Origin of the sequence: Streptomyces sp. SID4985 (genome assembly GCF_009863025.1) — a bacterium.
Classification (GTDB): domain Bacteria; phylum Actinomycetota; class Actinomycetes; order Streptomycetales; family Streptomycetaceae; genus Streptomyces.
Genome location: NZ_WWIR01000717.1, coordinates 1 through 14,230, shown reverse-complemented (window position 1 = coordinate 14,230; position 14,230 = coordinate 1). Strand labels below are relative to the sequence as shown.

General features: G+C 70.1%; 14 protein-coding genes. 6 read left to right on the top strand and 8 right to left on the bottom strand.

Annotated features, from left to right (window positions below; translation table 11 throughout):
• Positions 1 to 465: SCO3374 family protein (locus GTW40_RS31925; protein ID WP_237525867.1), on the bottom strand; the 465-nt coding region annotated here is incomplete at its 3' end.
• Positions 466 to 895: 430 nt separating this feature from the next.
• Between GTW40_RS31925 and GTW40_RS31915 the strand changes: the two genes are divergently transcribed.
• Positions 896 to 3,424, top strand: a complete 2,529-nt coding sequence (locus GTW40_RS31915; RefSeq protein ID WP_161183613.1) for an ATP-dependent Clp protease ATP-binding subunit — start codon at positions 896 to 898, stop codon at positions 3,422 to 3,424.
• Between the two features lie 96 nt (positions 3,425 to 3,520).
• Here the strand turns inward: GTW40_RS31915 and GTW40_RS31910 are convergent, their stop codons facing one another.
• Positions 3,521 to 4,132 (bottom strand): HAD family acid phosphatase, encoded by a 612-nt coding sequence (locus GTW40_RS31910; RefSeq protein ID WP_161183612.1) that lies wholly within the window; start codon positions 4,130 to 4,132, stop codon positions 3,521 to 3,523.
• A 473-nt stretch (positions 4,133 to 4,605) separates the two neighbouring features.
• On the opposite strand from GTW40_RS31910, the gene GTW40_RS31905 reads away from it, so the two are divergent.
• Positions 4,606 to 5,154 (top strand): M23 family metallopeptidase, encoded by a 549-nt coding sequence (locus tag GTW40_RS31905; RefSeq protein ID WP_161183611.1) that lies wholly within the window; start codon positions 4,606 to 4,608, stop codon positions 5,152 to 5,154.
• Between the two features lie 75 nt (positions 5,155 to 5,229).
• Here GTW40_RS31905 and GTW40_RS31900 read toward each other — a convergent pair whose 3' ends face one another.
• Entirely contained in the window at positions 5,230 to 5,829 is a 600-nt protein-coding gene (locus GTW40_RS31900; protein WP_161183610.1) for a TetR/AcrR family transcriptional regulator, read from the bottom strand.
• 119 nt (positions 5,830 to 5,948) lie between these two features.
• On the opposite strand from GTW40_RS31900, the gene GTW40_RS31895 reads away from it, so the two are divergent.
• The 3 genes from GTW40_RS31895 to GTW40_RS31885 all read left to right on the top strand — a co-directional run bounded on the left by GTW40_RS31895 (position 5,949) and on the right by GTW40_RS31885 (position 8,588).
• Entirely contained in the window at positions 5,949 to 7,541 is a 1,593-nt protein-coding gene (locus GTW40_RS31895) for an MDR family MFS transporter (RefSeq protein ID WP_202486695.1), read from the top strand.
• Positions 7,542 to 7,640: 99 nt separating this feature from the next.
• Positions 7,641 to 8,105: a helix-turn-helix transcriptional regulator gene (locus tag GTW40_RS31890; RefSeq protein ID WP_202486694.1), complete on the top strand. Its 465-nt coding sequence runs from the start codon at positions 7,641 to 7,643 to the stop codon at positions 8,103 to 8,105.
• A gap of 36 nt (positions 8,106 to 8,141) precedes the next feature.
• The gene (locus GTW40_RS31885; RefSeq protein ID WP_161183609.1) at positions 8,142 to 8,588 is read left to right on the top strand and encodes a VOC family protein; all 447 of its coding nucleotides are present in this window, start codon (positions 8,142 to 8,144) and stop codon (positions 8,586 to 8,588) included.
• A 13-nt stretch (positions 8,589 to 8,601) separates the two neighbouring features.
• On the opposite strand, the gene cseC is transcribed toward GTW40_RS31885, so the two are convergent.
• From cseC to GTW40_RS31860, 5 genes are all read right to left on the bottom strand, one after another.
• Positions 8,602 to 9,960: a two-component system sensor histidine kinase CseC gene (gene cseC, locus GTW40_RS31880; protein WP_161183608.1), complete on the bottom strand. Its 1,359-nt coding sequence runs from the start codon at positions 9,958 to 9,960 to the stop codon at positions 8,602 to 8,604.
• An 11-nt stretch (positions 9,961 to 9,971) separates the two neighbouring features.
• On the bottom strand, positions 9,972 to 10,673 hold the full coding sequence (cseB, locus tag GTW40_RS31875; protein ID WP_161183607.1) for a two-component system response regulator CseB: 702 nt from the start codon (positions 10,671 to 10,673) through the stop codon (positions 9,972 to 9,974).
• A gap of 39 nt (positions 10,674 to 10,712) precedes the next feature.
• Entirely contained in the window at positions 10,713 to 11,363 is a 651-nt protein-coding gene (locus GTW40_RS31870) for a hypothetical protein (RefSeq protein ID WP_237525865.1), read from the bottom strand.
• The gene (locus tag GTW40_RS31865; RefSeq protein ID WP_161183606.1) at positions 11,351 to 11,890 is read right to left on the bottom strand and encodes a SigE family RNA polymerase sigma factor; all 540 of its coding nucleotides are present in this window, start codon (positions 11,888 to 11,890) and stop codon (positions 11,351 to 11,353) included. The genes GTW40_RS31870 and GTW40_RS31865 overlap by 13 nt, the downstream gene beginning before the upstream one ends.
• A 268-nt stretch (positions 11,891 to 12,158) precedes the next feature.
• Entirely contained in the window at positions 12,159 to 13,034 is an 876-nt protein-coding gene (locus GTW40_RS31860; RefSeq protein WP_161183605.1) for an A/G-specific adenine glycosylase, read from the bottom strand.
• Positions 13,035 to 13,215: 181 nt separating this feature from the next.
• On the opposite strand from GTW40_RS31860, the gene GTW40_RS31855 reads away from it, so the two are divergent.
• Entirely contained in the window at positions 13,216 to 14,061 is an 846-nt protein-coding gene (locus GTW40_RS31855) for a hypothetical protein (protein WP_343245836.1), read from the top strand.
• The last annotated feature ends 169 nt before the right edge of the window (positions 14,062 to 14,230 follow it).

The following is a 14,230-nucleotide window of genomic DNA, read 5'->3' as shown; positions in this document are numbered from 1 at the left end:
TACGGCGGTCCCCCGCACCGTGTCGGGCCGCTGTCGCGCCCCCTCGCGGGCGCGTCCGGGCGGCTCCGGTGCCGCCATGAGGCCGCCCGCGCCCAGCGCCCGCACATCCGGCGACAGCGGCCCCCACTCCAGCCACTCCAGCAGTCCCGGCAGCTCCTCCGCCGCGCCCGCGGCCACCAGGAGCAGCATCCGGTCGCCGTGGAGGGCCACCGGTGAGTCCGGCCCCAGATGCCGCAGCGCCGACGTACCCGCCTCGGCCGGCACGTCCAGCGCGTCGAACCGCACCCCCGTCACCAGCCGCAGCGGCCTACCGGGGGCCGTCGCCCAGCCCAGCACCTCCTCGTACCACCGCCGCGCCGCACCGGGAACGGAAGCGGACGGCCCGGGAACGGAAGCGGACGGGCCGGGACCGGCGGACGGACGCCGGGAGGCAGGAATCGCGGATACCGGGAGCACCGAGGACATGTCCGGAGCAACCCTTCCCGGCGCCCCGTGGTTACGCTGGGCAGTCGGGTGATCCCGCAGCGCGTGCGGAAGGGGAGTGCGCGGGGGCGTGAGGGGGTGCGAGGTTGTTCGCCCATAGCGGAGGGATGGGGCGTGCGCGGCATGGACTGTCGGTCCCCGCGGGTAAGACATGCCTAGTGGGAGGGGGCGACACGCAGAACGGGGCGTCTCACGTTCGCCAACGGCGTACTGGCGACTGGGGTAACTGCCTGGCCTGCGGGAACATCGTCTCGCACCATCGGGTTGGAGCAGATGTCGGCGTCAGGGGTCAGGAGGCCATCGACGGTGTCGGCAGTTGGAATGAGCGGTCCCCGCTTGCGGGACTAAGCTGCGGAAGGACAGGGAGGGGAAGTTCCCCCCACTGCCTGACCGCTCTGAGGAGCGATTAACGATGTTCGAGAGGTTCACCGACCGCGCGCGGCGGGTTGTCGTCCTGGCTCAGGAAGAAGCCCGGATGCTCAACCACAACTACATCGGCACCGAGCACATCCTCCTGGGTCTCATCCACGAGGGTGAAGGTGTCGCCGCTAAGGCCCTGGAGAGCCTCGGCATTTCGCTTGAGGCGGTCCGTCAGCAGGTGGAGGAGATCATCGGTCAGGGCCAGCAGGCCCCGTCCGGGCACATCCCCTTCACCCCCCGTGCCAAGAAGGTCCTGGAGCTGTCGCTCCGCGAGGCCCTTCAGCTGGGCCACAACTACATCGGCACGGAGCACATCCTGCTCGGCCTGATCCGTGAGGGCGAGGGCGTCGCCGCCCAGGTCCTGGTCAAGCTGGGCGCAGACCTCAACCGGGTGCGGCAGCAGGTCATCCAGCTGCTCTCCGGTTACCAGGGCGGCAAGGAGGCGGCCACCGCCGGCGGCCCCGCCGAGGGCACGCCCTCGACCTCCCTGGTCCTGGACCAGTTCGGCCGGAACCTCACTCAGGCCGCTCGTGAGACCAAGCTCGACCCCGTCATCGGGCGCGAGAAGGAGATCGAGCGGGTCATGCAGGTGCTGTCCCGCCGCACCAAGAACAACCCGGTGCTGATCGGTGAGCCCGGCGTCGGCAAGACCGCCGTCGTCGAGGGCCTTGCCCAGGCCATCGTCAAGGGCGAGGTGCCCGAGACCCTCAAGGACAAGCACCTCTACACCCTGGACCTCGGTGCCCTGGTCGCCGGCTCCCGCTACCGCGGTGACTTCGAGGAGCGCCTGAAGAAGGTCCTCAAGGAGATCCGCACCCGCGGCGACATCATCCTGTTCATCGACGAGCTGCACACGCTGGTCGGTGCGGGTGCCGCCGAGGGCGCGATCGACGCCGCCTCCATCCTCAAGCCGATGCTGGCCCGCGGTGAGCTCCAGACCATCGGTGCGACCACGCTGGACGAGTACCGCAAGCACCTGGAGAAGGACGCGGCCCTCGAGCGCCGCTTCCAGCCCATCCAGGTCGCGGAGCCGTCGCTGCCGCACACGATCGAGATCCTCAAGGGCCTGCGCGACCGGTACGAGGCGCACCACCGCGTCTCGATCACCGACGAGGCGCTGGTCCAGGCCGCCACCCTGGCCGACCGGTACATCTCGGACCGCTTCCTGCCGGACAAGGCGATCGACCTGATCGACGAGGCCGGTTCCCGGATGCGCATCCGCCGGATGACCGCGCCGCCGGACCTCCGTGAGTTCGACGAGAAGATCGCCGGTGTCCGCCGGGACAAGGAGTCCGCGATCGACTCGCAGGACTTCGAGAAGGCCGCCTCCCTGCGCGACAAGGAGAAGCAGCTCCTGGCCGCCAAGGCCAAGCGCGAGAAGGAGTGGAAGGCCGGCGACATGGACGTCGTCGCCGAGGTCGACGGCGAGCTGATCGCCGAAGTCCTCGCGACCGCCACCGGCATCCCGGTCTTCAAGCTGACCGAGGAGGAGTCCAGCCGCCTGCTCCGCATGGAGGACGAGCTCCACAAGCGGGTCATCGGCCAGGTCGACGCCGTCAAGGCGCTGTCGAAGGCGATCCGTCGTACGCGTGCCGGTCTGAAGGACCCGAAGCGTCCCGGTGGCTCGTTCATCTTCGCCGGTCCGTCCGGTGTCGGTAAGACCGAGCTGTCCAAGGCGCTCGCCGAGTTCCTCTTCGGTGACGAGGACGCGCTGATCTCCCTCGACATGTCGGAGTTCAGCGAGAAGCACACGGTCTCGCGGCTCTTCGGTTCGCCCCCCGGCTACGTGGGCTACGAGGAGGGCGGCCAGCTCACCGAGAAGGTGCGCCGCAAGCCGTTCTCCGTGGTCCTCTTCGACGAGGTCGAGAAGGCCCACCCGGACATCTTCAACTCGCTGCTGCAGATCCTGGAGGACGGTCGCCTGACCGACTCCCAGGGCCGGGTCGTGGACTTCAAGAACACGGTCATCATCATGACGACCAACCTCGGCACGCGGGACATCTCCAAGGGCTTCAACCTGGGCTTCGCCGCCTCGGGCGACTCGAAGACCAACTACGAGCGCATGAAGAACAAGGTCTCGGACGAGCTCAAGCAGCACTTCCGCCCCGAGTTCCTCAACCGCGTCGACGACGTGGTCGTCTTCCCGCAGCTGACCCAGGCCGACATCCTCCGGATCGTCGACCTGATGATCGGCAAGGTCGACGAGCGCCTGAAGGACCGGGACATGGGCATCGAGCTCTCCCAGTCCGCCAAGGAGCTGCTCTCCAAGAAGGGCTACGACCCGGTGCTGGGCGCGCGTCCGCTGCGTCGCACGATCCAGCGCGAGGTCGAGGACACCCTCTCGGAGAAGATCCTCTTCGGCGAGCTGCGCCCCGGCCACATCGTGGTCGTGGACACGGAGGGCGAGGGCGACAACCAGACCTTCACCTTCCGCGGCGAAGAGAAGTCGGCCCTCCCGGACGCCCCGCCGATCGAGCAGGCGGCGGGCGGCGCGGGCCCGAACCTGAGCAAGGACGCGTGACCCTCCGGGGGATCGCCTGAACAACCCGAAAGGGCCGGTGCTTCCGAGCACCGGCCCTTTCGCGTGCGCGGGGCCGTACCGGGCCCCCGAGCGGTCCTACGACAGCTGCCCGTCGTAGTCCGGCAGCTTGAACGTCTTCTCGGCGTGGCCGCCCGTGAGGTCGGAGGCGCTGTTGCCGATGTTGGCGATGATCGTGTAGCCGTGGGACTCGATGTCGGCGCGCTGGGCGGTCTTGTAGGCGGCGACGTCCTTGAAGAGGTCGGTGAGGCCGCGGACGCGCAGGCCGGTGACGTCGTAGCCGTCGTGTTCGAGGTTGTACTGGGTGGGCAGGGAGAGCAGGCTCGGGCGGGCGGTGACGAAGAACAGGGCTACGTCGTGGTCCTGGGCGTAGCGGGCGACGTTCAGGACGGGCCTGTTGGCGGGCTGCGGGTAGCTGAAGCCGAAGTCGGTCTCCAGGGTGGTGTTGTCGATGTCGAAGACGATCGCCTGGCGTTCGCCGGGCGCGGCGGTGGCGACGCGGTTCTGGACGTAGGGCAGCGCCTGGTCCATGACGGCCGCGCAGTCGCGCTGCCAGGTGGCGTAGTCGACGGTGGCGGCGGCCGCCTTGGGGGCTGCCTCGGCGGCCTGGGCGGGGGTGGCCAGGGCGGTGAGCGCGGTCAGGCAGACGGCGGCGGTGGCGGTCCGGCGCGCCCAGGGGCGTCTGGTCATCGGTGGGGGGTTCCTCTCGCGTCCGTACGGGGCAGGGGCAGGTCCCGGAGACCGGAAATGTCAGGGACATGCTCTGCGAAGTGGATGGCGCGAGGGGAACCGTAGGGTTACCGGGGGGTAGGTGGCCAGAGGTGCGGGTCACATTTATGGGGCCGTCGAATAGCCCCGCCGGTGACATGCCGCACAGGCGAAATGTCCGTTACTACACCGGATAGTGGGAAAGTTAATCAAGCCAAAATAGGACATTCATCCCGGAACTCTGAGTGATACCGCGATGTCGGCGCGGCTGGTGTCCGGGGTGGAGGTTTCTGTCGGAGTTGGGCGTTTTGGCTGGTTCTACTATGCCCCGCCGTAGTGAGGGGGGTTTGAGTGCGAATGGAATGCCGGGTTACCAATGTGTGGTCCCGCCCGGCGAGACGGTGAAACAACCGTGTGCCGGGTGGCTCTCTGTCCCCCGAGTTCACGAGGTATAGATGTTCACGCGTTCCACGTCTCGTTCCGCCCGTACGTCCCTCCGCAGCCGCGTGGCCGTCATGGCCGCCGGAGTTGGCGCCGCGGCCGTGCTGGGTGGCGGGGTCGCGAGCGCCGCGACCGCCCCCGCGACCTCCTGGGTCGACCCGGTGCAGCACTACAAGCTCTCGGCCGGGTTCGCCCAGGCCGGCAGTCACTGGGCCCACAAGCACAGCGGTCAGGACTTCGCGGTGCCCACCGGCACCAATGTCCTCGCGGCGCACGGCGGCACCGTCGTCAAGGCCGGCCCGAACGGCGCCGGTGACGGCCCCGCCTACGGCAACGCCATCGTCATCAAGCACGGCAACGGCCTGTACTCGCAGTACGCCCACCTGTCCCGCGTCGACGTGCGCGTCGGCCAGGTCGTCAAGACCGGTCAGCACATAGCCCTCTCGGGCAGCACCGGCAACTCCACCGGCCCGCACCTGCACTTCGAGATCCGCACGACGCCGAACTACGGCTCCGCCGTCAACCCGGTCGTCTTCCTGCGCGCTCACGGCGTCCACGTCTGAGCCGCGCGCGTCCCGCACGGGACGTGACGTGACGGCGCCCTGACATCAGGGCGCCGTTTCACTGCCTGTCGCGATTCACTGGCCGTCGCGGGCGCTCTCGTGCGCCTGCGTCACCATGTCCACGGCGACCTCGAGAACGGCCTGGCGCCTCTTCTCGGCGTCGCCCTCCAGGTCCTGCAGCAGGAACATCCCCGCGTGCAGGGTGAAGAGTGCGCTGATGCAGCGGACCTGGTCGGTGAGCCGGGCCTCGGGGTCGATGATGATGTCCCTGAGTCCGCGCATCCGGTCCTTGAAGGTCTCGCCGATGCGCAGTTCCCGTACCGTCGCCTGGTTCTCCTGCATGAACCGGAAGAGCGGCTCCGCTCCGGCCAGCGCCTCGCTGTAGCGCCGGACGATCTCCTGCTTGGTCTCCAGGGTGTGCGGCTGCCCCTGGCCCCACTCGATCAGGTCCTCGATCGGTTGCGTCAGATCCCGGAAGAGACTGACGATGATCTCTTCCTTCGTCTTGAAGTGGTAGTACAGGGCCGCTTTGGTCACGTCGAGGCGTTCCGCGATCTCGCGCAGAGACGTCTTCTCGTAGCCCTGCTCCGCGAAGAGCTCGAGCGCCACGTCCTGGATGCGCTGGCGGGTGTTGCCGCGGCGCTGCTGCTTGGTGCCGTCCATCGTGCCACCCATCCTCGTACTCCTCGCGCTCCCGGGAAACTTACTTGACGCCCGGCTAGTAAACTGGCTACCTTCAGTGTAGTGAACTAGCCGGGCGGCAAGTAAGTACCTGTCGCAAGGGAGTGGGAGAGATGGCGGACACACAGACGGCCTCTGCGGACAAGGGGAAATCCGCGGAACCGGAGAAGCAGCCGAAGAGCGTACGCGTCGTTCTGATGGCGCTCATGATCGCGATGATGCTCGCGATGCTGGACAACATGATCGTGGGCACCGCGATGCCGACCATCGTCGGCGACCTCGGCGGCCTGGAGCACCTGTCCTGGGTGGTCACCGGCTACACGCTCGCGACCGCGGCCTCCACCCCCGTCTGGGGCAAGGTCGGCGACATGTTCGGGCGCAAGGGCGCCTTCCTCACCTCGATCGTGATCTTCCTGATCGGTTCGGCGCTGAGCGGCATGGCCCAGGACATGGGCCAGCTCATCGGCTTCCGTGCCATCCAGGGTCTCGGCGCCGGTGGCCTCATGGTCGGCGTCATGGCGATCATCGGCGACCTGATTCCGCCGCGTGAGCGCGGCAAGTACCAGGGCATGATGGCCGGTGTCATGGCGCTCGCCATGATCGGCGGCCCGCTGGTCGGCGGCACCATCACCGACAACTGGGGATGGCGCTGGACCTTCTACATCAACCTGCCGCTCGGCGCCGTCGCGCTCGCGCTGGTCACCGCCGTGCTGCACCTGCCGAAGAAGCGGGCCAAGGCCGGCATCGACTACCTCGGCGTCGTGCTGCTGACCGTCGGCATCACCTCCATCGTGCTCGTCACCACCTGGGGCGGCACGCAGTACGCGTGGACCTCCGCGCGCATCATGGAGCTGATCGCGCTCGGCGTGGCCTCGCTGGTCGGGTTCGTGTTCTGGCAGACCAGGGCCGCCGAGCCGGTGCTGCCGCTGCACATCTTCAAGAGCCGCAACTTCACGCTCATGGCCGTCATCGGCTTCATCACCGGTTTCGTGATGTTCGGCGCCACGCTCTTCCTGCCGCTGTACCAGCAGTCCGTGCAGGGCGCGTCCGCGACCAACTCCGGTCTGCTGCTCCTGCCGATGCTGGGCGCGATGCTCGTGACCTCCATGGTCGCGGGCCGGGTCACCACGGGCAGCGGCCGCTACAAGGCGTTCCCGATCGTGGGCGGCGCCCTGATGATCGTCGGCCTCTACCTGATGTCGACCATGGGCGTCGACACGACCCGGGTGACCTCCGGCATCTACATGGCCGTGGTCGGCGCGGGCATGGGCTGCCTGATGCAGATCACGATGCTGGTCGCGCAGAACAGCGTGGAGATGAAGGACATGGGCGTCGCCTCGTCCTCCGCCACCCTGTTCCGTACCCTCGGTTCCTCGTTCGGCGTGGCGGTCATGGGCGCGCTGTTCAACAACCGGGTGAACGAGACCATGGCCGAGCGCGGCGGCGCGATGGCCCGCAAGGTCACCGAGCAGTCCGCGCAGCTGGACGCGGCGCACCTGCGCCTGCTTCCGGTCCCGCTGCAGGACGCGTACAAGCACGCGGTCTCGGCCGGTATCCACTCCGCCTTCCTGCTCGGCGCGGTGGTCGCGGTCGTGGTCCTGATCGCGTCCCTGTTCGTCAAGGAGGTCCCGCTCCGCGGCGGCCCCCAGAAGCCCGAGGCGGACGGCGCCGACGCCGCCCCGCTCCCGGTCGTCGAAGCGGTCTGACCCACCGCACCACTGACCGAAGGCCCCCGGCGCGTGTCCGCCCCGGGGGCCTTCGCTTTTGCCCGGGCACTGTCAGTGCCCCGTGTCACCATCGGCCGCATGGACAAAGTGCGCCGTATGCGCCTGGCCAAGGACGCCATGGACCGGGGCTGGGCCGACCCCGGCCTCGACCTGAGCGCGGTCGCGGCACACGCCGGGTACTCGCGGTTCCACTTCCTGCGCGCCTTCAAGGACGTCTACGGCGAGACACCCGGGCAGTACCTGACCCACCGGCGGATCGAGCGGGCGCAGGACCTTCTGCGCACCGCCGGGGTCTCGGTGACCGAGATCTGCCATCTGGTCGGGTTCAGCAGCCTGGGCACCTTCTCCGCCCGGTTCAAGGCGCGGACCGGGCTGACCCCCAGCGAGTACCGGGCCCGGCACAGGGGAAGCGGGGCCGCCCTCATCCCCGGGTGCTATGCCATGTTCTGGGCGGGCGGGTTCAGGAACGGCTCCGGAGCGGACCGGGCGGACAGCGCAATTCCGGAGAAGCATGGCGAGGACTCCCCTGCATACGGTGACTGAGCAGGAGCCGATCACCGCGAACAGCAGGAGCACGTCATGATCAAGGGACTCAAGATCGCGACCGTCTGGGTACTCGACCAGGACCGGGCGAAGGAGTTCTACACCGAGAAGCTCGGCCTGGAGGTCCGTACGGACCTGACGATGGGCGAGGGCGGCATGCGCTGGCTCACCGTCGGCTCCCCCGAGCAGCCCGACGTCGAACTGACGCTGATGGTGCCCCAGTCGCCCGCGATGGACCCCGAGTCCGCCGAGATGGTGAAGAAGCTCGTGGCCAAGGGGGTGCTCGGAGCCGGTGTGCTGACCACCGACGACATCCACGGCGACTACAAGAAGCTCAAGGACCGCGGCGTGGAGTTCCTGCAGGAGCCCCAGGAGCGCCCGTACGGCACGGAGGCGCTGCTGCGCGACGACTCCGGGAACTGGTTCTCGTTCACGCAGCCCCGCACGGACGGACTGGACCTGGACAAGGACTGGACCTGCTGACCGGCCGCCGGACTCAGCCGGGGTTCCCGGACGGCGGCAGCACCGGATAGCTCCCCGTGTTCGTCGGCGCGTGCTCCGGCAGCCACAGCACCGCGACCGCGCCCTCGGAGGGGACGCCCGGCGGCGCGCCCGGGGGACGTACGTTGCGGAAGGTGAGCCGGGCGCCCAGCACCCGCGCCTGGCCCGCCGCGATGGTCAGCCCCAGCCCGTGGCCCTGCCCGGAGCGGTCCTCGCTGCCGGTGCGGAAGCGGAGCGGACCCTCGGCGAGCAGCTCCTCCGGGAAACCGGGGCCGTGGTCGCGGATGCGGATCACCCGGCCCTCGACGGTCACCTCGATCGGCGGCCTGCCGTGCCGGGCGGCGTTTGCGAGCAGGTTGAACAGCACCCGCTCAAGGCGCCGGGGGTCCGTGGTGACCTCCGACTCGTGTACCACCCGTACGACGACGTCCGGGTCCTTGGCGGTCACCCGCCGGGCGACGAACTCGCCCAGCATGAGGTCCTGCAGCTCGGCCCGCTCGGAGGCGCCGTCGAGACGGGCCACCTCCAGCACGTCCTCCACGAGGGTGCGCATGGCCTTGGCGCGGTCCAGGACCAGCTCCGTGGGCCGCCCGGGGGGCAGCAGCTCGGCGGCCGTCAGCAGACCCGTCACGGGGGTGCGCAGCTCGTGCGCGATGTCGGCGGTGACCCGCCGCTCGGCCTCAAGGCGCTGCTTGAGCGCGTCCGCCATGGCGTCCACCGCGCGCGCCAGGTCGTCGGTCTCGTCCCGTACGACCCCGCCGATGGCCTCCCGGACGCGTACGTCCGTCTCGCCCTTGGCGACCTGGTTCGCGGCGGCCGCCGCCTTGCGCAGTCGCCGGGAGAGCTGGCCGCCGATCAGCACGCCGAGCGCGCTGCCGCCGAGCACCACCGCGATGGAGCCGATGACCAGCGCCTGGTCGAGGTCGGTCAGGACGTCGGTCGAGCGGTCCGGGAAGGAGCTGTGCAGGGACAGCACATGCCCGCCCTTGACCGGCACCGCCGCCCAGATGTCCGGCTCCCCGCTGCCCTGGTCGCTGACGTAACTGGCCCGGCGCCCCTCCTCCACCTTCTCCCGCAGGGGGCCCGGCAGCCGGGGATCGTCGATTTTGATGTTGGGGAAGTTGGGCCGCCCGGACAGCTCGTAGTTGCGCTGGGCGATCTGCACCCGCTGGTTGGCGAGGTCACGGGCGTTGTCCAGCATGGAGACCCGGGCCGCGTTGTGCACGACCAGGCTCAGCCCGATCGCCACCAGGCCCGCGACCAGCGCGATCGCCGCGCTCAGCTTCCACCGCAGCCCCGTTCTGAGGCCCACTCCCGCCACGCGCCGCACCGGGCGCCGGATGAATCCCGGCATGTCGGCTCCGCTCAGGCCCGCAGCTTGTAGCCGAAGCCGCGGACCGTCTCGATCCGGTCCTGGCCGATCTTCTGCCGCAGCCGCTGCACATGCACGTCCACGACCCGGGTGTCCCCGCCCCAGCCGTACTCCCACACGCGTTCCAGCAGCTTGTCGCGGGAGAGCACGGTGCCCGGCGCGCCGGAGAACTCCAGGAGCAGCCGCATCTCGGTCGGGGTGAGCGCCACCGGCTGCCCCGCGCGGCGCACCTCCATGCCCTCGGTGTCGATCTCCAGCTCCCCGAAGGCCAGTATTCCGTCGGAAGGGGCCTCGGCCCCCGAGCCGTCCGCCGTGTGCCCGGCGTGCCCGAAGCGGCGCAGCACCGCCCGGATGCGGGCTACCAGCACCGCACCGTCGAACGGCTTGGTCACGTAGTCGTCGGCGCCCGCCTCCAGGCCGAGGACCACGTCGATGGAGTCGGCCCGCGCCGAGAGCATGATCACCGGCACCGTCGACTCGTCCCGGATACGGCGGCACAGGCTCACCCCGTCCAGGCCCGGCACCATCACGTCCAGGAGCGCGATGTCCGGCCGGTCGGACCGGAACGCCGCCAGACCGGACAGCCCGTCCGGCATGGCGGTCACCGCGAAGCCGTCCCGCTCCAGGGCGAGCTGGGTGGCCTCACGGATGACGTCGTCGTCCTCGACGAACAGGACGTGGGTCTGCTCTGGCATCCGGGGTGCTCTCCGTCTCGTGGGGGCTCGGTGGGGGCGTCAGTTGTCCGGGACGGGGCTGGGCTGCCCGCCGACGGTGCCGCTGTAGTCGGTGTGGACCGGCTTGCCCTGTACGAACCGGCCGGTCTTCCACCGGTACGGGATCACGTCCTCGCCGGACGGGCTGGAGATGGGGTCTCCCTTCCGGTACACCTGCTTGGTCACGCTCAGCACACCCTGGTCGATCTCCGCGTAGACCGGCGACTCCTCGGTCCGGAAGACGTTCTTGTACGAGCCGCCCGTCTCCCGGTACACATACGAGCCGATCCCGACCGCGTCCGTGCAGGTCAGCACGTTGATCACGACGTCGTACCGGGTCCCGCCGGTCAGATCGCCGTAGGAGACGTCCACCGGGTAGTCGTCCCCGGCACACGGCTTCAGTTCCTTCTTCACCGCCGCCGAGACCCCGGGGTCGGCCTTCAGCAGCCGCACCGCGTCCACCCGCTTGTACGGACCGGCCGGACTCGGCGACGGGGAGGCCGCCCCGGCCACCGCCGAGGCGTGCGCCGGACCCTCGTCCCGCGCGCCGGTGCCCCCGGTGCCGCACGCGGCGGCGAAAAGGGCGACGGCGGTGAGCGCGGCCGCAGCCGTGATCACCGCCCGTGAACTCCGCCGGGCCGCACCGGCCCCGCCGCCGTTCAGGCCGCGCAACGCTCCCGCTCCTCACGCTCCAGCGCGCGTGCGTCCAGATCGCGGGCCTCCAGCTCCTCGCGGAGCCGGGCGAGCGCCCGGTGCAGCGTGCTCTTGACCGTGCCCGTCGACATGCCGAGGGCCGCGGCCGTCTCCTCCGTGGACATCTGCTCCCAGTGTCGCAGCACCACGACACTGCGCTGCTTGGGCGCCAGTACCTTCATGATGTCCATCAGCAGGGAGCGGTCGGCGTACTGGTCGGTGGCGTCGTCCACGCACGCGTCGGGGAGCTGCTCGGTGGGGATCTCCTCCAGCTTGCGCGCCCGCCACCACTCGGTCCGAGTGTTGATCATGACCCGGCGCAGATAGGCGTCCGCGAGCCGCTTGTCCGCGATGCCCTCCCAGCGGCCGTACGTCCGCACCAGCGCCGTCTGGAGCAGGTCCTGGGCATCCACGGGGTCCGGCACCAGCCGACGCGCGCTGCGCAGCAGCGCGTCCTGCCGGGTGCGGACGTACTCCTCGAACTCGAGCACCTCGCCCTGCGCCATGATCGACCGCCTCCGTATCCCCGTTGTCCCGCCCAGGCTCATGCCTGCCGTGTACGGCCCGGTGGTCCGCCGGGCACGGGAGAAAACTACGGAGCTGTTGTCACGGGGCTGTGCGGAGCAGCCTGCGGTCGGCACTCGGCTGTACGTCGGTTGTGTAACGGAAGCGGGCCCGGGGAAGGGGGAGTGGCCGTCTTGCCGGTATTCGTGGTGGTTTGCCGGTCCGGCTGTTCCGCGACACGGACCCGCGAGCCTGTGACGTACCGGTGCGTCAGCTCAGCGGCAGCCGGTAGAGCCCGCCCGCGAGCGGCTCCACGAGACCGTCCGTCACGAGCCCGTCCAGCGCGCGGGCCCGCTGCACCGGCTCGTGCCACACCCGGTCCAGCGCCGCCTGCGGCACCGGCACATGTGCCTCCCGCAGCACCGCGAGCAGCTTTCCGCGCACCTGCCGGTCCGTACCGGCGTACGTCTGCCCGCGCCGCGGCGGCCCGTCGTGCTCCGGCTTGCCCGCGAGCCGCCAGGCGCACTGCGTCGAGATCGGGCAGCTTCCGCAGCCCTCGTTCTTCGCCGTGCACACCAGCGCGCCCAGCTCCATGGAGGCGGCGGCCCAGCGCGCGGCCGTCTTCTCGTCCTCGGGCAGCAGCTCGCGCGCCAGGCGCCGCTCGGCGGCCGTGGTGGCGTTCGGCGGGTACTGGACTCCCGTCACCGCGCGCGCGAAGACCCGGCGCACATTGGTGTCGAGGACGGCGTGCCGCTGGCCGTAGGCGAAGGAGGCCACGGCGGCGGCCGTGTACTCGCCGATGCCGGGCAGCGCGAGGAGCTGGGCGTGGTCGGTGGGTACGTCACCGCCGTGCCGCTCCGTTATGGCCACGGCCGCGCCGTGCAGCCGGAGCGCGCGGCGGGGATAGCCGAGCCGCCCCCAGGCGCGCACGGCCTCGCCGGGCGCCTCCTTGGCCAGGTCGGCCGGGCGCGGCCAGCGGGCCAGCCACTGCTCGTAGACGGGCAGCACCCGGTTCACCGGGGTCTGCTGGAGCATGAACTCGCTGACCATCACGCCCCACGGCCCCGCCTCCGGGCGGCGCCAGGGGAGGTCGCGGGCGTGGACGTCGAACCAGGCGATCACGGGGGTGTGCAGCTTCTCAGTCATGACCCTTCGATCCTGCCACGGCTCGCGCGGTCATCATCGGTGACCGTCCGCGCACGGAGCGTCGGTTCGCCCGCAAGGGGCCGATCCCTGGCGGCAGTTGCCGGGATGATGATCCGGAAAAGTTGGCATCGGGGCGGCGGGGGACGCCGCCCGGCGGGGTGATCTCTCGTAGAGTTCGCTCGTGGGATCTCTGCGCAATCCGATCGGGCCGCTTCCCTCGTCCATCTACTGGCGACGGAGGGTCGTACTGGTGTCCGTGGTCGCCGTGTTGGCGCTCCTGGTCACCTGGATCGTCACGTCCGGCGGCGGTGGCGGCAAGAAGAACGCCGACGGCTCCAACGGCAAGAATCCCGCGTCCACCATCACCCCCGGACCCTCCTCCTCCGGCCCGGCGATCAGCCAACACCCCGGCGGACGCGACGAGTCGAGCGGCGGCGACGGATCCGGCGGTGCCGACTCCGGCTCGGGTTCGGGCGGCGGCTCCGGCTCGGACGGCGGTGACGGCTCCGGTTCCGGCGACGGCTCGGACACCGGCGGCTCGGGTTCCGGCTCGGGCTCGGGCGGTACGGGCTCCTCCGGCGGCGGTGTCGGTACGGCCGACACGATCCCCGCGTCCTCCTCGCTGCCCGACTGCGCCCCCGGCGCGGTCACCCTCAGCCTGCGCAGCGTCCACAACTCCTACTCGCCCGACCAGACCCCGACCTTCGAACTGGTCGTCAAGAACACCGGCTCCTCGGCCTGCAAGACCGACCTCGGCCCCAAGAGCGCCGTCCTGACGATCACCCCGGCCGACGGCGACGACCCCTTCTGGTCCTCCGCCGACTGCCCCAAGGGCGCGACGAGCCTCGTCTTCAAGGTCCCCGCCGGCCAGAGCATCACCTACACGGTCAAGTGGGACCGAGCCCAGACCACCCCGAAGTGCGAAACCCCCCAGCCGAACAAGGCGAAGCCGGGCACGTACTTGCTGGAAGCGAAGGCACAGGGCTTCACGAAGACCCAGACGTCGTTCGTACTGTCGGCGGACTAGGGGTACTTGCAGGCGAGGGGCGACGGCAACTCCCTGAAGGAGCGCGGGCAACCGGCGTTTTCAGGCGGCGCGGGCAACCGGTGTCTTTAGGGGGCGCGGGCAACCGGCGTTTTTAGGGGGCGCGGGCAACCGGTGTCTTTTAGGGGCGCGGGGAACTGCGCGACCAGCC

Excerpts from the sequence above, each read along its gene's own strand:
- GTW40_RS31915 (WP_161183613.1), top strand. The coding sequence starts at position 896 with ATGTTCGAGAGGTTCACCGACCGCGCGCGGCGGGTTGTCGTCCTGGCT.
- GTW40_RS31910 (WP_161183612.1), bottom strand. The coding sequence starts at position 4,132 with ATGACCAGACGCCCCTGGGCGCGCCGGACCGCCACCGCCGCCGTCTGC.
- GTW40_RS31905 (WP_161183611.1), top strand. The coding sequence starts at position 4,606 with ATGTTCACGCGTTCCACGTCTCGTTCCGCCCGTACGTCCCTCCGCAGC.
- GTW40_RS31900 (WP_161183610.1), bottom strand. The coding sequence starts at position 5,829 with ATGGGTGGCACGATGGACGGCACCAAGCAGCAGCGCCGCGGCAACACC.
- GTW40_RS31895 (WP_202486695.1), top strand. The coding sequence starts at position 5,949 with ATGGCGGACACACAGACGGCCTCTGCGGACAAGGGGAAATCCGCGGAA.
- GTW40_RS31890 (WP_202486694.1), top strand. The coding sequence starts at position 7,641 with ATGGACAAAGTGCGCCGTATGCGCCTGGCCAAGGACGCCATGGACCGG.
- GTW40_RS31885 (WP_161183609.1), top strand. The coding sequence starts at position 8,142 with ATGATCAAGGGACTCAAGATCGCGACCGTCTGGGTACTCGACCAGGAC.
- cseC (WP_161183608.1), bottom strand. The coding sequence starts at position 9,960 with ATGCCGGGATTCATCCGGCGCCCGGTGCGGCGCGTGGCGGGAGTGGGC.
- cseB (WP_161183607.1), bottom strand. The coding sequence starts at position 10,673 with ATGCCAGAGCAGACCCACGTCCTGTTCGTCGAGGACGACGACGTCATC.
- GTW40_RS31865 (WP_161183606.1), bottom strand. The coding sequence starts at position 11,890 with ATGGCGCAGGGCGAGGTGCTCGAGTTCGAGGAGTACGTCCGCACCCGG.
- GTW40_RS31860 (WP_161183605.1), bottom strand. The coding sequence starts at position 13,034 with ATGACTGAGAAGCTGCACACCCCCGTGATCGCCTGGTTCGACGTCCAC.